18 protein-coding genes are annotated in these 19,721 nt (G+C 60.2%); 9 read left to right on the forward strand and 9 right to left on the reverse strand.

From position 1 onward, the window contains the following. Positions 1-20: 20 nt before the first annotated feature. The 4 genes from ACM6IN_RS27830 to ACM6IN_RS27845 all read right to left on the reverse strand — a co-directional run bounded on the left by ACM6IN_RS27830 (position 21) and on the right by ACM6IN_RS27845 (position 4,322). On the reverse strand, positions 21-2,072 hold the full coding sequence (locus tag ACM6IN_RS27830) for a putative bifunctional diguanylate cyclase/phosphodiesterase (RefSeq protein ID WP_123376487.1): 2,052 nt from the start codon (positions 2,070-2,072) through the stop codon (positions 21-23). A 467-nt stretch (positions 2,073-2,539) separates the two neighbouring features. Beyond that, positions 2,540-3,136 (reverse strand): superoxide dismutase, encoded by a 597-nt coding sequence (locus ACM6IN_RS27835; RefSeq protein ID WP_007918933.1) that lies wholly within the window; start codon positions 3,134-3,136, stop codon positions 2,540-2,542. A 176-nt stretch (positions 3,137-3,312) separates the two neighbouring features. Beyond that, entirely contained in the window at positions 3,313-3,915 is a 603-nt protein-coding gene (locus tag ACM6IN_RS27840; RefSeq protein ID WP_007918932.1) for a LysE/ArgO family amino acid transporter, read from the reverse strand. Positions 3,916-3,920: 5 nt separating this feature from the next. Further along, the gene (locus tag ACM6IN_RS27845; protein WP_007918931.1) at positions 3,921-4,322 is read right to left on the reverse strand and encodes an ACT domain-containing protein; all 402 of its coding nucleotides are present in this window, start codon (positions 4,320-4,322) and stop codon (positions 3,921-3,923) included. Positions 4,323-4,418: 96 nt separating this feature from the next. Between ACM6IN_RS27845 and ACM6IN_RS27850 the strand changes: the two genes are divergently transcribed. The 4 genes from ACM6IN_RS27850 (at position 4,419) to ACM6IN_RS27865 (ending at position 8,358) form a co-directional block, all read left to right on the forward strand. After that, positions 4,419-5,318 (forward strand): LysR family transcriptional regulator ArgP, encoded by a 900-nt coding sequence (locus ACM6IN_RS27850; protein WP_007918929.1) that lies wholly within the window; start codon positions 4,419-4,421, stop codon positions 5,316-5,318. A 97-nt stretch (positions 5,319-5,415) separates the two neighbouring features. Next, positions 5,416-6,408 carry an NAD-dependent epimerase/dehydratase family protein gene (locus ACM6IN_RS27855; RefSeq protein WP_414917072.1) on the forward strand — a complete coding sequence of 331 codons (993 nt, stop codon included), beginning with the start codon at positions 5,416-5,418 and terminating at the stop codon, positions 6,406-6,408. Positions 6,409-6,524: 116 nt separating this feature from the next. Further along, a complete protein-coding gene (locus ACM6IN_RS27860; RefSeq protein ID WP_414917073.1) occupies positions 6,525-7,379 on the forward strand; it encodes an ATPase in 855 nt (284 codons plus the stop codon). A gap of 130 nt (positions 7,380-7,509) precedes the next feature. Beyond that, the gene (locus ACM6IN_RS27865; RefSeq protein WP_414917074.1) at positions 7,510-8,358 is read left to right on the forward strand and encodes a cache domain-containing protein; all 849 of its coding nucleotides are present in this window, start codon (positions 7,510-7,512) and stop codon (positions 8,356-8,358) included. Positions 8,359-8,486: 128 nt separating this feature from the next. Here ACM6IN_RS27865 and ACM6IN_RS27870 read toward each other — a convergent pair whose 3' ends face one another. Continuing rightward, a complete protein-coding gene (locus tag ACM6IN_RS27870) occupies positions 8,487-10,004 on the reverse strand; it encodes an MDR family MFS transporter (protein WP_414917075.1) in 1,518 nt (505 codons plus the stop codon). Between the two features lie 79 nt (positions 10,005-10,083). Beyond that, positions 10,084-11,268 (reverse strand): 4-hydroxybenzoate 3-monooxygenase, encoded by a 1,185-nt coding sequence (pobA, locus tag ACM6IN_RS27875; RefSeq protein ID WP_176472307.1) that lies wholly within the window; start codon positions 11,266-11,268, stop codon positions 10,084-10,086. Between the two features lie 186 nt (positions 11,269-11,454). Here pobA and ACM6IN_RS27880 point away from each other — a divergent pair, with 186 nt between their 5' ends. Further along, on the forward strand, positions 11,455-12,339 hold the full coding sequence (locus tag ACM6IN_RS27880) for a helix-turn-helix domain-containing protein (protein WP_007912638.1): 885 nt from the start codon (positions 11,455-11,457) through the stop codon (positions 12,337-12,339). A 71-nt stretch (positions 12,340-12,410) separates the two neighbouring features. On the opposite strand, the gene ACM6IN_RS27885 is transcribed toward ACM6IN_RS27880, so the two are convergent. Beyond that, the gene (locus ACM6IN_RS27885) at positions 12,411-12,587 is read right to left on the reverse strand and encodes a hypothetical protein (RefSeq protein WP_007912636.1); all 177 of its coding nucleotides are present in this window, start codon (positions 12,585-12,587) and stop codon (positions 12,411-12,413) included. Between the two features lie 130 nt (positions 12,588-12,717). Further along, complete coding sequence (locus ACM6IN_RS27890; RefSeq protein ID WP_007912634.1) at positions 12,718-13,623, reverse strand: LysR family transcriptional regulator; 906 nt, start codon at positions 13,621-13,623, stop codon at positions 12,718-12,720. Between the two features lie 114 nt (positions 13,624-13,737). On the opposite strand from ACM6IN_RS27890, the gene ACM6IN_RS27895 reads away from it, so the two are divergent. Together ACM6IN_RS27895 and ACM6IN_RS27900 are read left to right on the forward strand one after the other, a co-directional pair. After that, complete coding sequence (locus ACM6IN_RS27895) at positions 13,738-14,616, forward strand: MBL fold metallo-hydrolase (RefSeq protein ID WP_095112310.1); 879 nt, start codon at positions 13,738-13,740, stop codon at positions 14,614-14,616. Between the two features lie 46 nt (positions 14,617-14,662). After that, entirely contained in the window at positions 14,663-15,277 is a 615-nt protein-coding gene (locus ACM6IN_RS27900) for an NAD(P)-dependent oxidoreductase (protein WP_414917076.1), read from the forward strand. 210 nt (positions 15,278-15,487) lie between these two features. On the opposite strand, the gene ACM6IN_RS27905 is transcribed toward ACM6IN_RS27900, so the two are convergent. Then, positions 15,488-16,369, reverse strand: a complete 882-nt coding sequence (locus ACM6IN_RS27905) for a LysR substrate-binding domain-containing protein (RefSeq protein WP_007912629.1) — start codon at positions 16,367-16,369, stop codon at positions 15,488-15,490. A 137-nt stretch (positions 16,370-16,506) separates the two neighbouring features. Here ACM6IN_RS27905 and ACM6IN_RS27910 point away from each other — a divergent pair, with 137 nt between their 5' ends. Continuing rightward, positions 16,507-18,144 carry a 5-guanidino-2-oxopentanoate decarboxylase gene (locus ACM6IN_RS27910; RefSeq protein WP_414917079.1) on the forward strand — a complete coding sequence of 546 codons (1,638 nt, stop codon included), beginning with the start codon at positions 16,507-16,509 and terminating at the stop codon, positions 18,142-18,144. Further along, positions 18,144-19,592 carry an aldehyde dehydrogenase family protein gene (locus ACM6IN_RS27915; RefSeq protein ID WP_414917080.1) on the forward strand — a complete coding sequence of 483 codons (1,449 nt, stop codon included), beginning with the start codon at positions 18,144-18,146 and terminating at the stop codon, positions 19,590-19,592. The genes ACM6IN_RS27910 and ACM6IN_RS27915 overlap by 1 nt, the downstream gene beginning before the upstream one ends. The last annotated feature ends 129 nt before the right edge of the window (positions 19,593-19,721 follow it).

The following is a 19,721-nucleotide window of genomic DNA, read 5'->3' on the forward strand; positions in this document are numbered from 1 at the left end:
GCAGGCTGCGATCTTTGCTTTTATAAAATAGCCGCGTTACTGCGTTGCGCCTGTTTGAGATAGGCACCCAGCTCGCGTGCCGGCAATGGCTTGCTGTAGTGATAGCCCTGACCTTCGTGGCAGCCTTCGGAAATGATGTAGCTTTCCTGCTCGGCCGTTTCCACGCCCTCGGCAATCACCTGCATGCCCAGACTTTTGCCCAGTTGAATGATCGCGCGAACGATGGTCGCATCATCGTCGTCATCCAGCAGATCCTGCACGAAGCTCTTGTCGATCTTGATCTTGTCCAGCGGCAGACTTTTCAGATAACTGAGCGATGAGTAACCGGTGCCGAAGTCATCGATGGCGATCAACGCGCCGGAGCGACGCAGGCTGAGCAAATGTTGGGCGGCGGTGCTGATGTCTTCCATCAGGCCGGTTTCGGTGACTTCCAGCTCCAGGCTGCGCGGCGGCAGGCGGTACATCTGCAACAGGTTGTTCACCACTCGCGGCAGCTCGGCGTGGTGCAGCTGCACGGTGGACAGGTTCACGGCCATGCGCAGGTCGGCGAAACCCTGATCGTGCCATTCGCGCAATTGCTTGCAGGCCTGATCCAGTACCCATTCGCCAATGGCGATGATCGTGCCGTTCTGCTCGGCCAGCGGAATGAAAAGGTCCGGCGGCACCAGACCGTGTTCCGGATGCTGCCAGCGAATCAGTGCTTCAACGCCGACCACGCGGTGATCGCGATAGCTGATCTGCGGCTGATAAACCAGATAAAACTGATCGCGCAAAAGGGCATCGCGCAGGTCTTTTTCCAGCTCGCGGCGACGGCGCATCTCGCTGTCGACGCTGGCGATGTAAAACTGATAACGGTTGCGCGAGCGGGTTTTGGCCAGGGTCATGGTCTGTTCGGCCTTCTGCAACAGCTTCTCGGTGCTGTCGCCATCCTCCGGGAACAGGGTGATGCCGATGGTCGCGCGCAGGCGGATTTCCTGATGGTCGAGGGCGAACGCCGCTTCCAGATCATCAAGGATGCTTTGCGCCAGTTCCGCTGCTTCGTAAGGTTGTTCGATGTCGGCCTGTACCAGCGCAAACTGGTCACCACCCAGACGGGCGAGGGCGCCGAGGCGGCCGCTGTGGGCACGCAAGCGATCGGCCAGAGCCAGCAACAATTGGTCGCCGGTCTGGTAGCTGAACTGCTCGTTGATGCCTTTGAAATCGTCCAGCCCCACGCACAACACTGCGACCCGACGTTGCAGCTTGCCGGCGTCGACCAGAATCTTGTCCAGTTGCTGCTGCAGTTGCTGACGGTTCGGCAGACCGGTGAGGAAGTCGTATTGGGCCATGCGCAGCAGACTGTTTTCGGCTTCGTGGCGCAGATGGGTGTTGCGCTCGATCGACTCAAGCAACTGATTGGCGGTGTTGATCCAGATGCCCAGTTCGTTTTTTTCGTGGCCCTTGAGCTGCGGGATCTTGTGCTCGCTGGGGCGATCCGGGTTGATCTCGGTGAGGTGCTCGATGATCCGCGACAGCGGTTTGGTCAGCAGCCAGTGATAGACCAGGTACAGCACCAGTCCCATCGCCAGTGCGCGCAACACGCCGGAGATGAAGATGATTACCGAACTGACGATAAAGCCTTCGCCATAGGTGGCGGTATCGAGGGTGATGCTCAGGTCGCCGTAATACTCACTGTACGGGCCACGCCCCACCAACTGCGTGGTAAAGGTGCGCTCCTGGCCGAGGATAAGGTCGGTCAGCCAGCGGCTGTTGGACTGCTGCAGGTCGCGGGATTTCTGCGCGAGCATGGCTTCGTTGGGATGGCCGATGGAGGCCTGACGCACGGCATCGTCCTGGAACAGGCCTTCGATCACCTGCATGCCCATCTCCCGGTCCAGGCTGTAAACGGCCTGGGTCGACGGGTCGCGGAACATGTCGAGGATGCGTTCGGCGTCGCCGGCAACGGCCTGACGGGTTTTATAGGCATCGAAAACGATCTGCGCGCAGCTCAAGACTACGCCGACGATCAATGCCGACAGGAGCACGACCCGGAGCAACTTCACCGACAAGCTGTTCTTGAGTTCCAGCTTCAAAGGGTTATTCCTTGTTCCGTGCGGGTAGCGTCAAGTTGCCATGAGTATTGGCAATCCCGTGTTTGCAGTCAAAGGGACAATCAGACCGGGGATGATTTGCCCGTGGCCTTGGCCGAAATGCTGCTGTTTGGAGTATTAGCCCTATTTGTACTGTGTCGGTAGTTTCGGCCCTCAACTTGAGCGGTTCGCAGCATTTTTTCCTCTTTTTGATGGTAGTCCGCTGTGGCACGGCGGCAAGCAGCGGCAGACCGCTTTCAGCGTGAGAAAAACGCCATTCTGTTGCAGGCGTTGCCGAAGGTTGCGATCTCTGATCGTTCCCACGCTCAGCGTGGGAACGCCTCCAGGGACGCTCTGCGTCCAGTGACGCGGAGCGTCACGGTATGCATTCCCACGCAGGAGCGTGGGAACGATCATCAAACGCCCATAAAAAAACCCGGCAAAAGCCGGGTTTTTGACTGGCGCGCAGCTTAAGCGGTGAAGGTTTTGCCTTCGAACTGCTCAGCAACGAACTTCCAGTTGACCAGGTTCCAGAACGCTTCGACATACTTCGGACGAACGTTGCGGTAGTCGATGTAGTAAGCGTGTTCCCAGACGTCGCAGGTCAGCAGCGGGGTGTCGCCGCTGGTCAGCGGATTGCCGGCGCCGATGGTGCTGGCCAGGGCCAGGGAACCGTCAGCCTTTTTCACCAGCCAGCCCCAGCCGGAACCGAAGGTGCCGATCGAGGTTTTGCTGAACTCTTCCTTGAACTTGTCGAACGAACCGAAGGCTGCGTTGATGGCTTCAGCCAGCGCGCCGGTTGGTTGACCGCCGGCGTTTGGCGCCAGGCAGTTCCAGTAGAAAGTGTGGTTCCAGACCTGAGCGGCGTTGTTGAAGATACCGCCCGAGGAAGTCTTGACGATTTCTTCCAGGGTCTTGCCTTCGAACTCGGTGCCTGGCACCAGGTTGTTCAGGTTCACGACATAGGTGTTGTGGTGCTTGTCGTGGTGGTATTCCAGGGTTTCCTTGGAAATGTGCGGCTGCAGGGCATCGTGTGCGTAAGGCAGCGGCGGCAATTCGAAAGCCATGATGATTCTCCTAATCAGGTCTGTTGCGGTGAGCGCAAGGCCGATCACGGGCGGCCAGAAATGCACCGGCGAGTTTTTACTCTTTGCGGCGCAGGGTTTCGATCATAGCACCGGGGTAGCGGCATAACCACGCAACAACTGTGTGGGATAGAGGTTCCAGAGCTGTTTGGAATAAATCAGCTCGCGAGAACTAGTTGCCCGGCAACCGTGAACATCATCAACGCCACTACCAGATCAAGGATCCGCCAGGTACTCGGACGTGCCAGCCACGGCGCCAGCCATGCCGCACCCAGCGCCAAGGTGAAAAACCACAGCAGCGAAGCGCTCGCCGCCCCCACTACATAAGCCCCTGGCACTGATTGCTGTGCGCCGAGCGAGCCAATCAACAACACCGTATCCAGATAAACGTGCGGGTTGAGCAGCGTGACCGCCAAAGCGCTGAGCATCACCGCCCGCAGCGAACGCACCGTCTGGTTCTCACCCTGCTCCAGGCTCTGTTTCGAACAGGCCCGGCGCAACGCCTGGCTGCCGTACCAGATCAGAAACGTCGCGCCGCCCCAGCGGGCGATCGCCAACAGCGTCGGGTTCTGCGCCAGAACCGTCGCCAGTCCGAATACGCCAGCGGCGACCAGCAGCGCATCGCAGACCACGCACAGCGCCGCCACCGGCAAATGATGTTCACGTCGCAGGCTTTGCGCCAATACAAACGCGTTCTGCGTGCCGATCGCCATGATCAGCCCGAACGCCACCAGCAGGCCGTTCACATAGCTTTGCCACATGAGATTTACTCCGCGTTGGCTGCGAGATCGCGCAGCACTTGCATGGCGCGTTCGGCGTCGGCCTGGCCGACAAACAAATGGTCGTGGTAGTAACCGGCGATCACGTTGCAACTGATCCCGGCCTTGCCCAGTGCTGTGGCAAACGCGGCGGTGAGGCCAACGGCTTCCAGCGCCGAATGCACGTTCAAGGTGATCCACGCGGCGACATAGCCGAAGCTGAAGCCGGCCTGTTCGGCATGGGCGCGTTGCAGAATCACGGTCAGGCCTTCCTTTTCACGGAAGCTGCCGACAATCTCCAGACCGCTCGGCAACACACCGTCGCGCAGGGTGCAGAACACGTATTCGCCGGCGTTGAGTTGCGGGCTCATGCTGCGCAACAACGTCGAGAGTGAAGTTTCGCCAGCCATCAGTGTGGTCCTTGAGAAAGAGTGCTTGCTGGCTATTCTCCGGTCGAAACCTGTATAAGAAAAACCAATAGTGCTGATCGCTCATTAGGAAAACTGATGTTCGACTATAAATTGCTTTCTGCTCTGGCCGCCGTGGTCGAGCAGGCCGGTTTCGAACGGGCCGCGCAGGTGCTCGGTTTGTCGCAATCGGCGATTTCGCAGCGGATCAAGCTGCTCGAAGCGCGGGTCGGCCAACCGGTGCTGATTCGCGGGACGCCACCGTCACCGACCGAGATTGGCCGGCGCCTGCTCAACCATGTGCAACAGGTACGATTGCTTGAACGCGACCTGCAAACGCTGGTCCCGGCGCTGGATGAAGAGGGCCTGCCGGAACGTCTGCGCATCGCGTTGAATGCCGACAGCCTCGCCACCTGGTGGGCCGAAGCGGTAGGCGATTTTTGTGCCGAACAACATTTGCTGCTCGATCTGATCGTCGAAGACCAGACCGTCGGCCTCAAACGCATGCGCGCCGGCGAAGTCGCCGCGTGCCTTTGCGCCAGCGAACGGCCGGTGGCCGGTGCGCGCAGTGTGTTGCTCGGCGCCATGCGTTATCGCGCGCTGGCCAGCCCGGCGTTCATCGAACGGCATTTCCCTGATGGCGTACGCGCCGAACAATTGCCGCGCACCCCGGCGCTGGTGTTCGGGCCTGACGATTTTCTCCAGCATCGCTATCTCGCTTCGCTGGGCGTGGATGGCGGATTCGAACACCATTTGTGCCCATCCTCGGAAGGTTTTATCCGCCTGACCGAAGTCGGACTGGGCTGGGGCCTGGTGCCGGAACTGCAAGTGCGCGAACAATTGCAACGCGGGTTATTGCGCGAACTGTTGCCAGATAAACCGATCGACGTGCCGTTGTACTGGCATCATTGGCGCAATGGCGGTCAGCTGCTGGGTTTGCTGACCGAGCAATTGGTGCGTTCATCGGCGCAATGGCTGGTGCCCTGGAAGCAGCCATGAGCGTCAAGCTGCAAGCGGCAAGTTAAAGCGCTTGCACACTGTTTTAATCTTGCAGCTCGAAGCTTGAAGCTCGCAGCTGGTTTCATTGGAGCTTTGCATGAAAATTCTGGTCACCGGCGCAAGCGGCTTCATTGGCGGACGCTTTGCGCGTTTCGCCTTGGAGCAGGGCCTGGACGTGCGGGTCAACGGTCGCCGGGCCGAGAGCGTCGAGCATCTGGTGCGCCGTGGTGCCGAGTTTGTCCCCGGCGATCTGACCGATGCCGATCTGGTTCGTGAGCTGTGTTCCGATGTTGAAGCCGTGGTGCACTGCGCTGGCGCTGTTGGACTGTGGGGACGCTATCAAGACTTCCATCAAGGTAACGTGCAGGTCACCGAAAACGTCGTCGAAGCCTGTCTGAAGCAGCGCGTCCGACGCTTGGTGCATTTGTCGTCGCCATCGATCTATTTCGATGGCCGCGATCATTTCAACCTGACCGAAGAGCAAGTGCCCAAGCGCTTCAAACATCACTACGCCGCAACCAAGTACCTGGCCGAACAAAAGGTCTTTGGCGCGCAGGAATTCGGCCTGGAAACCATCGCCCTGCGCCCGCGTTTCGTCACCGGCGCCGGCGACATGAGCATCTTCCCGCGCCTGCTCAACATGCAGCGCAAGGGCCGCCTGGCGATCATCGGCAATGGCCTGAACAAGGTCGATTTCACCAGTGTGCACAACCTCAACGAAGCGCTGCTCAGCAGTTTGCTGGCCGCCGGTTCCGCGCTGGGCAAGGCCTACAACATCAGCAACGGCGCGCCGGTGCCGTTGTGGGATGTGGTCAATTACGTGATGCGCAAGATGGAGGTGCCGCAGGTCACCAAGTACCGTTCGTATGGTCTGGCCTACAGCGTCGCGGCGCTCAACGAAGGGGCGTGCAAGCTCTGGCCCGGACGTCCGGAGCCAACCCTGTCGCGCCTGGGCATGCAGGTGATGAAAAAAAATTTCACCCTCGACATCAGCCGCGCCCGGCATTATCTGGACTACGATCCGAAAGTCAGCCTGTGGTCGGCGCTGGATGAGTTCTGTGCGTGGTGGAAAGCTCAGGACATCCGTTGAAACGATTCGGCCGGGCGGCAATGAACCGTGTAGCCGCTTGGGGGTCAATCCCTGCGGCTGCGGCGGTTATACTTCGCAGCATTTAGCCATCACCGCGTTTCACAAAGGTTGCCTCAATGTCCATGCGTAATGATGCCCACGACGATTTCGATGATGTCCCGAGCCTGCGTGCCGACACCTTCGACGACGATGACATTCCAACCACCGCCCGCACCTCCGTGCACTCGCGCACGCCACCGGTGGTCAAGGTCAAAGCCGCGAGCACCGGGCCGTTGTGGGCCTTGGTCGGCGCATTGTTTTTCGCCTTCGTCGGTCTGGCTTGGTGGAGCTTTCAGCAGATTTCGCTGATGGAGCAGCAACTGGTCGCGACCCAGGAAAGCTTTGCGCGGATCAGCGAAGAAGCGGCCGGACGTCTGCAGGACATTTCCGGTAAGGTCGTCGCCAGCCAGTCCAACGTCACCAGCGACAGCGAAGCCCTCAAGCTGCAAATCAAACAGCTCGAAGGCAAGCTGCTCGATCAGAGCAAACAGCAGCAAGGCGTAGCGGGGCAGGCCAGCGATCTGGACAAACGCCTGGCACAGATGACCGCGCAGACCACCGAACAGCAGAACGCCAACACCCAGTTGCAAGCGCAGGTCAAAGCCTTGAATGCGGAACTGGCGACGCTGAAAAGCACACCGGCCGACACCAGCAAGGTCGACACGCAGTTGAAGGCCTTCGATGCCCAGTTCAAAAGCCTTGGCGCCGATATTGCTGCATTGAAAAAGCAGGGCAATCCAAGCGCGGCGATCGATCGTCTTGAGCAGGAAATCGTCGTGCTCAAAAGCGAACAGGACAATCGCCCGGCGGCACCGCAGGGTGGCGGCAATACCGCCGAGTTCGACGCCTTCCGTGGGCAGATGACCCGCAACATCAACACCCTTCAGGCGCAGATTCAGAATTTGCAGCAGCAGATCAACGCCCGCCCGTAAGGCCTGAACAACGCTGGTGGGGCTTGCCTCACCAGCGTATCCGCGACACGTTCAGAAACCGTCTGAATATCCATACATCACCCCAAGCCGTCTACGCTCTTGAAACACCAACAAGAACGAGGGATGCGCTATGGGGTTTTTGCATAAAGTGGCCTGGCTCGGCGTGATGTTACTGGCCGGTTTCGGCCAGGCCAGCGCCGCCACGACCGCCAAGGATGACAGTCAGGCCGCCATCGCCTTGCTGGAAAAAGCCCTGGCCTATTACCACGACAACGGCGACAAGGCGTTCGCCGCGTTCAGCCGCCAGGGCGAGTTTGTCGATAAGGATCGCTATGTATTCGTGGTCGATACCAAGGGCGTGATGCTTGCCAGTGGCGGACCTTCGTCGGCGTTGATCGGTCGGGACGTCAGCGAAGTACTCGGCCCGGATTTGCAGAAAACCTTCAAGGACGCGTTGAAAGTGCCGGAAGGTAATGGCATTCAGCAGGCCGAATACCGTTGGCAGAACTGGTCGGACGGCAAGGTCGAGCGCAAGCATGTGTATTACCAGCGCATTGGTCAGCGAATTCTGGCGGTCGGTTACTACTTGCCGCGAGCGTCACCGGCGCAGGCCAAGGCATTGCTCGACAAAGCGGCGACTGATCTGGGCAAAGACGAGAAGGCCACGCTGACGGCGATCAACTCGCTCAAGGGCGGCTATTTGCAGGATGACCTGTATGTCTTCGTCGTCGACCTGAACACCCAGCGATATGTTGCCCATGGCACCAATCTGCGCTTGATCAATACCGACTTCGGCAAGGTCAAGGACCCGGAAGGCAAACCGGTGGGCGAGCCGATTCTGGCGCTGATCGGCAAGCAGGATGAGGGTGAATATGAATACCGCTGGAAAAACCCGGTGACCGGCAAGGTCGAGGACAAGCATGCCTACCTGAAGAAGGCCGGGCACTTCCTTGTCGCCGTGGGTTACTACAGCCCTTGAAGGATGATCGTTCCCACGCTCCGCGTGGGAATGCAGCCCGGGACGCTCTGCGTCCCATCCAAAGCCGAACGCAGAGCGTCCGTTGAGGCATTCCCACGCAGAGCGTGGGAATGATCAAGGGGATAAAGTTATTTGGCGCCATGCTCGCGCCCGCGCAGCAGGTTGTTCGGCATCGCAATCGCCGCTGCCAACCCCAGCAACGACACCGCCGCACTCACCCACAACAAATGCCGGAACGTCAGCAGCAATTCCGCCCGCAAGGCGTTCTGCGCATCCCCCGGCGCGGCGTTCAAACCATCCAGCAGAACGTTGCCCGAATGCCCTTCGCTCATCAGCGAACTGCTCGCCAGATGGGCGAAATTCGAATCCTGCAGCAACGCCAGCAACAGTGCCGACATCAACGCCACGCCCACTGCGCCGCCGAGAGAGCGAAACAGGTTGGTGGTGCTGGTGGCTACGCCGATGTCGCGTTGTTCCACCGAATTTTGTGTACCGACCAACGAGGTCGGGAACTGCATGCCGCTGGAAATACCACAGAGCAACATGAACAGTGCGCTGAGCAGCGTCGCCTCCGGTGGGCTGAATGCCATGCCGAGAATCGCGATCGGCATCAGCAGAGCGCCGCTCAGAATCTGTGGTTTGTATCGCCCGGTGATCGACGTGCGCCGGCCAGCGAAAAATGCACCAATCGGCAACCCCATTGCCAACGGCAACAAGTGCAAAGCGGCGCTGTCAGCCCCGGCACCGGTGACGCTCTGAAAGCGCAGCGGCATCAGCACGATGAGCGAAATCGCCTGGAAACTGGTAAAGAAAATCGTGCACCAGCACAGCAGGGCGTTGCGGTTGGCGAACAGGTGCATCGGCAGCAACGGTTCCTTGGTCCGACGCTCATGCCAGACAAACACCGCCAACACCACCACCGCACAAGCGAACAGGCCAAGCACTTCACCGCTGCGCCACGAATGACCCTGACCAACCTGAGTAATGCCCAGCAGCAGGGCAGTGAGGCCGATGATCATCAGCACGGTGCCGAGGTAGTCGATGATTGGTTTGCGCTGGGGAATCGGCAGTCCGCGCAAGTTGCGCCGCGCCACCCACCAGGCACCGAGGCCCAGCGGCAGGTTGATCAGAAATACCCAGCGCCATGACAGGTACTCGGTCATGTAACCACCGAGTACCGGGCCGGCGACACTGGCCACTGCGTACATGCTGCTGAAGTAACCCTGATAACGCCCACGCTCACGCGGCGGCACGATGTCGCCGATGATCGCCTGACTCACCGAGATCATCCCGCCGGCGCCGATGCCCTGAAGGATTCGCGCCAGCACCAGTTGCTCCATGCTCTGCGCCATGCCGCAGAACAGCGAGGCGAGGGTGAACAGGCCCATGCCGAACAGCATCAGTTTGCGCCGTCCGTACAAGTCCCCGAGCTTGCCGTAGATCGGCACCGCCACCGTCATCGCGACCATGTACCCGGAAATCACCCAGGCGAGCAGGCTGACATCCTTGAACTGAGCAGAGATGGCCGGCATCGACACGGCGACGATGGTCTGGTCCAGCGCACCGAGAAAGATCGCCATCATCAGCGCGACCAGCACGCTGCGAATGGCCGGTTTGGGCGTTTCGGGGTGATTGAGATTGGTCACGGGCAAAACCTGCGGGCAGTGAGAGTCCCGCAGATCGTCAGGCGAGCGGGGATGCTCGCCAGTGTAAGTCGGTAGCAGGCTATTCGATAGCCTCGTAAGGAAGTCCGACGTAATTTTCTGCAATGGTTTTTCGCCCCGCTTCTGAACTGACAAAGTAGTCCAGTTCCGAGGCGCTGATGCGCTGGCTGAAAGCGTCGTGATCATCGAAACGGTGCAGCATCGAGGTCATCCACCAGGAAAAGCGTTCCGCTTTCCAGACGCGGCGCAGGCAGATTTCCGAGTACTTCTCGAGCAGATCGGTGCGCCCGTCGCGGTAAACCTTCAGCAGAATATTGAACAGCGTGCTGACGTCACTCGCCGCCAGATTCAAACCCTTGGCGCCAGTGGGCGGGACGATGTGCGCGGCGTCACCGACCAGAAACATCCGCCCGTATTGCATCGGCTCCACGACAAAACTGCGCAGAGGCGCGATGCTTTTTTCGATCGAAGGGCCGGTAACCAGTTTCTCGGCAAGCTCTACTGGCAGACGATTTTTCAATTCATCCCAAAAGCGCTGATCGCTCCAGTCATCGACGTTTTCATCCGCCGGTACTTGCAGGTAATAACGAGTGCGCGTTGCCGAACGCATGCTGCACAAGGCAAAGCCGCGTTCGTGGCGGGCGTAGACCAACTCGTCATGCACCGGCGGCGTGTCAGCCAGAATCCCCAGCCAGCCAAACGGATAAACCCGCTCGAAGACTTTCAGACTATCGGCCGGAATCGACTGCCGCGCGACGCCGTGGAAACCGTCGCAACCGGCGATGTAATCGCAATCGACGCGAAAGATTTCACCGTCCTTTTCAAAGGTGACAAAAGCTTCATCGCTTTTCATGCCGTGAGGAACGACATCGCGCGCCTGGTAAATCGTCGGCGCGCCAGCCTCCCGACGAGCGGCCATCAGGTCGCGAGTCACTTCGGTCTGGCCGTAGATCATCACCGTCTTGCCGCCGGTCAGCGCGTGCAGATCGATGTGCACCTGACGCCCGTCCAGCGCCAGATCGAAACCGCCATGCACCAGTCCTTCGGCGTCCATCCGCCGACTCACGCCAGCCTGACGCAACAGCTCTACCATGCCCTGCTCGAGCACACCGGCGCGGATGCGCCCGAGCACGTAATCGGGGGGCTGACGTTCAAGAATGAGGGTGTCGATGCCAGCGTTGTGCAACAACTGGCCGAGGAGCAGTCCGGACGGACCGGCGCCAATAATGGCGACTTGGGTTTTCAGCATTTTCATTGTTTTTATGACTCGCAAGCTTCACGCGGCCAAGACCGGTGAATGATTTTTATGGATCGAGTGCTTGCATTTTTCCCTTGCGGGTCTGTCAATTGAAGGTGAAAACTGAGCCGATACCTGTACATTCTGCCAATCGGTGCGATTATCGCCCACAACCCCGAGGCCTGGATTGAAGTGATGAACAAGCCTGAGCTGCCTTCGATTCCAGTGTTCAAGCTCTACGGTGAAAGCCTGGACTGGCCGACCCCTGACTTGCTGCACTGTGAAACCATTTCCTCCCGCAGTCGCGAACATGAGTGGGAAATCAAACCCCATCGCCATGCTGATTTGTGCCAATTACTCTTCGTCTTCAAAGGTCAGGCAGAGCTTGAGATCGAAGGGCAACGCACGCAACTCCACACCCCGGCCATTCAAGTGCTGCCACCGCTGTCGGTGCACGGCTTTCGTTTTTCCGAAGACGTCGAAGGGTTCATCGTTACCCTCGCCACACCGCTGATCAACCACTTGCAGGCGCAACTGGGCGATTCGGTACATGCGCTGGCCAGCGCAGAACACTATCCGGCCGGCCACGACGGCGATTACCTCAACAGTCTGTTCTCGGCGCTGCAGGCCGAGTACAACGGCCACCAACCGGCGCGGGAAATGCTCATGCATTCGCTGGTCAGCGTGATCATGGTCTGGGTCAGCCGTCAGGCAATCGTGCGGCACAAAGCCAGCCAGCGCCCGCAACGGCAGCGCGAATACCTCAATGGCTTCATACAGTTGGTGGAGGAGACTTACCGCCAGCACGTGAAGGTCGAGGACCTGGCGCATCGCCTGGGGATTTCGGTGTCGCACCTCAATGGCACGTGTCGAGAACTGGCGGGGCAACCGGCCTTGCAGATCATGCATGAACGGCAGTTGCTGGAGGCCAAGCGCTTGCTGACCTACACCAGCATGACGATTTACGAGATGTCGGAGTTGTTGGGTTTTTCCGATCCGACCAACTTCACGCGGCTGTTTCGGCGGCGGGTGGGGATATCGCCAAAGGCTTTCCGCGACAGCCTCAAGGCCGAGCATTAATCTCATAAACGCCGCAAAAACCTGTGGGAGCTGGCAAGCCAGCTCCCACAGGTAATGAGTCAACCTCAGGCTCAGCGCAATGCGTTCAGCGTGGCATTGTGTGGAATACAGCGCTCGAAGTTGCAGCTCGCGTACTCGCGCGGCAACTGTCGCAGCTGTTCGACCCGCCAGGCAGCGGTGCCGTACAGCGCCAGCGTGGCGGCGCAAGTGATGAAAATCGCGACGTACCTTCTTGTTTTGATGTTCATGGCGTAGACCTCTGAACGACATACCCTGCGGTATTACTTTCAGCATAGGTCAGCGGTGGGGAGTTGCCAGCGAGTGCGCTTGAGCTTGTAACTGGCCATTCAGCATATCGATAGCCACAGTGGATCGGGTTTACAGGCCGATATCCCATTCGGGGTTTTCGGGAAATCTGAGCACCAGAAAATCCAGCATGCTACGCAGCGCCGCCGGCATGTGTTTGCGCGAGGCGTACACCGCATAGATGTTCATTTGCCGTGGTTCGGCATGGGGCAGCAGTCGCACCAGTTCACCGCTGTGAATATGCACCCCGGCCTGATAGGTCGGCAGCATCGCCACCCCTGCGCCAGCCAATGTTGCGCGCAATAACGTACTGGCTTCGTTGGCGCTGATATTACCCTGCACCGGCACCGAAACCGGTTCGCCATCCTCCTCGAAATGCCACAGGCTTTTGCCGAAATACGAGTGCGTCAGGCAGTTGTGTCGACTCAGTTCCTCGACCCGCAGAGGCGCCGGCTGTTCTTGCAGATACGCCGGCGCGGCGCAGACCACCGAACGACAAACGGTCAGGCGCCGGGCGATCAGGTTGGGGTCGAGATCGTTACTGGTACGAATCGCCAGATCGATGCGCTCATCCACCAGATTCACCGTGCGATCGAGCATTTGCAGGTCGATGCTGACTCCGGGGTAGCGTTTCACGTACGCCGCCATTGCATCCGCCAGTTGCGCCTGGCCGAACGAAGTACTGACGCTGATCCTTAGCAGCCCGCGCGGTGCGTCGTGGGGTTCGCTGACGGCGGCCTGCATGTCGGTCGACAGTTCGATCATCTGTCGGCAACGCGGCAGAATTTCACTGCCGGCAGCGGTCAGGCTCAACTTGCGCGTGGTGCGGTGCATCAGGCGTGCGCCGACCCAGTCCTCAAGCTCCGCCAGATAACGTGAAACCACCGGCCGCGACAGGTCCAGATGATCGGCTGCGGCCGACTGGCTGCCCAGATCCACCACGGTGACAAACACCCGCATTGCTTGGAGACGATCCATGATTTGCCCGCTTTCAGAAACAAACTATGTTCAAGCATCGCATTTTTTGTACTGAGTCAGGCAACTAAGCTCTGTTCCATCGCCAAACACGGCATTCGGACACCGGAGCAACAGATGATCGGCTTCACCACACTCAAACGCGTTCTGCTCGCCACCGCTTCCCTGGGTTTCGCCGCGCATGCCGCCGCAGCGAACCTGACCCTCGACGTCTACAACCCGGGAACCAGCGCGATTTTCCCGGTGACCTCGGTACTGGTCAGCGGCGAGAAAGACGCGATCCTCGTCGATGCGCAGTTCGGCAAATCCCAGGCTGAACAGGTCGTGGAAAAGATCCGCGCCAGCGGCAAACACCTGACCACTATCTACATCAGCCATGGTGACCCGGATTACTACTTCGGCCTCGATACCCTGACTCAAGCATTCCCGGAAGCCAAGGTAGTGGCCTCGCAGCCGACGGTTGATCACATCAACCAAACCGTCGCCGGCAAACTGGCCTTCTGGGGGCCGAAAATGGGCGCCGACGTTCCGGCGAAAACCATCGTACCGGGCGTGCTCAAGGGCGACAGCCTGATGCTCGAAGGGCAGAAGTTGCAGGTGGTCGGCCTTGAGGGCAAACAGCCGGATCGCAGCTTTGTGTGGATTCCGTCGCTCAAGGCCGTGGTGGGTGGCGTCGTCGTTGCCGAGAACATTCACGTATGGATGGCCGATACCCAGAGCGCGCAATCCCACGCCGATTGGCTGGAAACATTGCACGCGATCGAAACCCTCAAGCCGAACACCGTGGTGCCAGGCCATTACCTCGGCAACAGCAGCCGTTCGCTGGCCAGCGTGAAATTCACCGCTGACTACATTAAGGCGTTCGACGCGGAAACCGCCAAGGCCAAAGACTCCACCGCACTGATCAAGGCGATGAAAAAACGCTACCCGAAACTGGGTGAGGAAAGCTCGCTGGAGCTGAGCGCGAAAGTCGCCAAGGGCGAAATGCAGTGGTAAGCCGATTCTGAAAAACGCAGCACTCTCAAGCTAACTGGAGAATGTCATGAGCAAGATCGCAATCATTGGTGCCACCGGCCGCGCCGGTAGCCAATTGCTGGAAGAAGCCCTGCGTCGTGGCCATAGCGTGACCGCTATCGCCCGCGACACCTCGAAGATCGGCGCCCGCGCCGGTGTGGTCAGCAAGAATGTCGATGTGCTGGATGCCGCAGCGCTGCAAGACGCGGTGGCCGGTCATGATGTGGTGATCACCGCCGCGCATTTCGCCACCGTCCCTGCGGCGGCGATTGTCGGGCCAGTGAAGCAGGCGGGCGTGCAGCGCTTGCTGGTGGTCGGCGGTGCTGGTTCGTTGTTGCTGCCGGACGACACTCGGGTGATCGACAGTGCGGGTTTTCCGGCGGAGTACAAAGCTGAAGCCAGTGCCGGTGCGGCGTTTCTTGAGGCGTTGCGTCAGGAGCAGACGCTGGACTGGACCTTTCTGTCGCCGTCGGCGGAGTTTGTTGAAGGTGAGCGCACGGGGAGTTTCCGCGTCGGCCAGGATCACTTGCTGGTGAGCGCCGAGGGGCGTAGCTGGATCACTTTTGCTGATTATGCGATTGCGCTGATCGACGAGGTGGAAACGCCGAAGCATTCGCGTCAGCGGTTTACTGTCGGGTACTGAGTGAATCCTTGCCCCTCACCCCAGCCCTCTCCCGAGGGAGAGGGCTGGGGTGAGGTGTCTGGCGTTGTACATCGACCTGAGTGATCGAGTCGATTATGGATTCAACGCAGTAATTTCACGTCGGCGTATTTCTAGAGCATCCCCTAATCAGTCCCCTCTCCCTCTGGGCGGTCCGACGTTTCGGGAGGGTTAGGGTGAGGGGAAATAGCCTCACCGCAAATGCGCCTGCTCCACCAGCCAGATCATCAATTCCTCCAACTGCGGCGAAGGCTCGGTTCCCGCAGGCACCACCACGTAATACGCCAGCCCCGTCTTCACCTTCAACGCAAACGGCATCACCAGCCGTCCGGCGCGCAGGTCATCGCCGATCAACGACCAATCACCAATCGCCACCCCCGTGCCATGCGACGCCATCGACATCGCCTGATCCAGCGTTTCGAAATGCTGGCCCAGGTTCACGTTGTTCAATTGCAACTCGGCCGCTGTCAGCCAGACCTTCCAGTCCTGAGTGTCGGAAGTCGGATGCAGCAACAAGTGCTGTTGCAGATCCGCCGGCTCGAACAACGCTGGCGGGCCTTTCAACAGTGCCGGTGAACAGACCGGAGTCAGTTGCTCATCGAACAGGTGCAGGGCAGTCGAGGAGTTGTCCGGCGGCGTTCCATAGATCACCGCCGCGTCAAATTGCTCGCGCTGAAAGTCCACGCCATGGGCCAGGGTGGTGGTCAGTTTGACCGGCACATCCGGGCGTTCCTTTTGCCATTGCAGCAGGCGTGGCACCAGCCAGCGCATCACACAACTGGGGGCCTTGAGTTGCAGGGTTTCGCGCTTGAGACCGATCTGCTCGGTGGCCTCAGTGATCAGACCGAAAACCTTCTCCACACGCGGCAACCATTCCCTTCCTTCAGCCGTCAGCTCCAGCCCTCGGGCCAGGCGGATGAACAATTCATACCCCAGATGATCTTCCAGTCCGGCGATCTGCCGGCTCACCGCGCCCTGGGTGATGTGCAACTGCTCGGCGGCCCGGGTGAAGTTGCAGCACTGCGCGGTGATCAGAAACGTATGCAGGGCGGGCAGGGGGGGCAGTCGTTTCATGTGGATCCAAGGTATGACGTGAGGACATGGCTAGTATGACTTTTAATCGATTGTTGCCGCTACCTGCCGACCGTTCAATGAGCCCATTGAAGGCCTGCATGGGCCTTGTGTCTGAAACGAACAAGAAGGGCAATGACATGGCGACGTGTGGCGAAGTACTGGTCAAGTTACTCGAAGATTACGGGGTCGAGCAGGTGTTCGGCATTCCCGGTGTGCACACCGTGGAGCTGTATCGCGGGCTGGCCCGTTCGAGCATCAACCACGTCACCCCACGGCATGAGCAGGGCGCCGGTTTCATGGCCGACGGTTATGCGCGCACCAGCGGTAAACCGGGGGTGTGCTTCATCATCACCGGCCCGGGCATGACCAACATCACCACCGCCATGGGCCAGGCTTACGCCGATTCGATCCCGATGCTGGTGATCTCCAGCGTGCAGAGCCGCAACCAGTTGGGCGGTGGGCGCGGCAAGCTGCATGAGTTGCCGAACCAGAGCGCATTGGTCGCTGGCGTCGCGGCGTTCTCCCACACGCTGATGTCGGCGTCGGAATTGCCGGACGTGCTCGCTCGCGCATTCGCCTTGTTCCAGGCCGGCCGTCCGCGTCCGGTGCACATCGAAATCCCGCTGGACGTGCTGGTAGAAGACGCCGATGACTTGCTCGCCAGCGTTCCGGTCAACATCGACCGCGCCGGCGCCGCGCCCGCCGCTGTGAGCCGTATGAGCGAGTTGCTCGCCGGCGCTCAGCGTCCCTTGATCCTCGCCGGTGGCGGTGCGATCGATGCCGCTGCCGAACTCACCGAACTGGCCGAACTGCTCGATGCACCGGTGGCGCTGACCATCAATGCCAAGGGCATGTTGCCGTCGACGCATCCGCTGCTGATCGGTTCGACGCAAAGCCTGGTCGCCACCCGCGCGCTGGTCGCCGACGCCGATGTGGTGCTGGCGATCGGCACCGAACTGGCCGAAACCGATTACGACGTGACCTTCGCCGGTGGTTTCGAGATTCCCGGCAAACTGCTGCGCATTGATATCGATGCCGACCAGACCGTGCGTCACTATCCGCCACACGTGGCATTGGTTGCCGATTCACGCAATGCCGCGCAGGCGCTGCTCAGCGCCTTGTCGCACAAAGCGCTGGCTGAGCGCCGCAACGATTGGGGCCAGGTGCGCGCCGCGCGTCTGCGTGAAGATCTCGCCGCAACCTGGGATGCCCCGACCCTGGCGCAAACCCGCTTCCTCGAAACCGTGCTGCATGAATTGCCCGACGCGGTGTTCGTCGGCGACTCCACGCAACCGGTGTACACCGGCAACCTCACGTTCAATCCGGAGCGTCCGCGCCGCTGGTTCAACTCGTCGACCGGTTACGGCACCCTCGGCTATGCGTTGCCGGCCGCGATTGGCGCATGGCTCGGTGGCCAACTCGACAAAGGCGCGCGCCCACCGGTGGTGTGCCTGATCGGCGACGGCGGTTTGCAATTCACCCTGCCGGAACTGGCCAGCGCCGTCGAAGCGCGCACGCCGGTGATTGTCCTGTTGTGGAATAACCAGGGCTACGAAGAGATCAAGAAATACATGGTCAACCGCGCCATCGAACCGGTTGGCGTCGATATCTACACCCCGGACTTTATCGGTGTGGCCAAGGCCCTCGGTTGCGCTGCCGAAGCGATCAGCTCGGTGGAACAACTGCGCAGTGCGCTACGTGCGGCGACCGATCGCCAAGGCCCGACCGTGATCGAAATCGACCAGAACCAGTGGATGCAGGCGGTGGCCCAATGATCAGTTTTCCAACCACACTCGATGGCCTCTACATCAACGGTCAATGGTCGGCCGGCCGCGAACATCTGCGCGTGATCAACCCGGCCACCGAGGCGTTGCTGACCACGGTCAATGGCGGTGACGAGCACGCGGTCGAGCAAGCGGTCGCCGCTGCCACTGCCGCGTTCAAGGATTGGTCACAAACCAGCGGTGCCGAGCGCGGCGCAATCCTGCGCAACATCGCCAATGGCGTGCGCAACGGTCGCGATCACTTGATGAACCTGCAGTCGAGCAACAACGGTAAACCGCAGTTCGAAGCGGCCATCGACGTCGATGACGTGATCGCCACGTTCGAGTACTACGCCGAACTCGCCGAAGGCCTCGACGCCAGACAGGACAGCAACGTGCCGCTGCCCAGCGATGATTTCAGCGCACGCCTGCGCCGCGAGCCGTGCGGTGTGGTCGGGCTGATCGTGCCGTGGAATTTCCCGATGGTCACCACCGCGTGGAAACTCGCCCCGGCGCTGGCCGCCGGGTGCTGCGTGGTGTTGAAGCCATCGGAAGTCACGCCGCTGCCAGAGCTGGAGCTGGCGGCGATCATCGCCGAAGCCGGCCTGCCCACAGGCGTGTTCAACGTCGTTTGCGGTACTGGTCTGGCGGTCGGTGCACCACTGTCGGCGGATCCGCGCATCGCCAAGATTTCCTTCACCGGTAGCAACGCCGTCGGTGTCCAGGTGATGCAGCGCGCCGCTGAAACGGTGAAGGGCGTGAGTCTGGAGCTGGGCGGCAAATCTTCGCTGCTGGTGCTCGAAGATGCTGATCTGGAACTGGCGGTCGAGCTGGCTTGCGGTGGCGGTTTCTTCAATGCCGGACAGATGTGCTCGGCCACCAGCCGCGTATTGGTCGCCGATGAGCTGGCAGACGAATTCCTCGAACGTTTGCACAAGCGTGCGCAAGCAATTCGCGTCGCCGACCCGTTCGACCCGGACGTGGAGATGGGCGCACTGGTCAATCAGGCGCAATACCAGCGTGTGCTTGGTCACATCGACCGCGGTTTCAGTGCTGGCGCGAAGCTGCTTTGCGGCGGCAATCGTCCGGCAGATTTGCCGCGCGGCTATTTTTTGCAGCCAACCGTGTTCACCGACGTGCCCCTCGACAGTGCGCTGTGGTGCGAAGAGATTTTTGGCCCGGTGCTGTGCGTGCGCCGTTTCAGCAGCGAAGCCGAGGCAATTGCCTTGGCCAACGACAGCCAATTCGGCCTGGTCGCCAGTGTGGTGACGCGTAACGCCGAGACCGCCGAGCGGGTCGCCAACGCCCTGCAGGCGGGGCTGGTGTGGCTCAACGCACCGCAAGTGATCTTCCCGCAAACGGCGTGGGGCGGTTACAAGCAGAGCAGTATCGGCCGCGAGTTGGGGCCATGGGGCCTGGCCGCTTTTCAGGAAATCAAACACGTGATCCGGGCGCTCTGAACACCCGAAAAAGGTCAGCGCATGCCTCGCAACGAGGCATGCGTCGGCGTCATGGCTTCAATGAGTTTTTATCGATAGTCAGGTGTTTTGCACGACCTCAGGATGAACCCGTCGGCAGCGCTAAAGCCC

This window comes from Pseudomonas sp. IT-P395 (genome assembly GCF_949767675.1).
In the GTDB taxonomy this organism is placed as follows: Bacteria; Pseudomonadota; Gammaproteobacteria; order Pseudomonadales; family Pseudomonadaceae; genus Aquipseudomonas.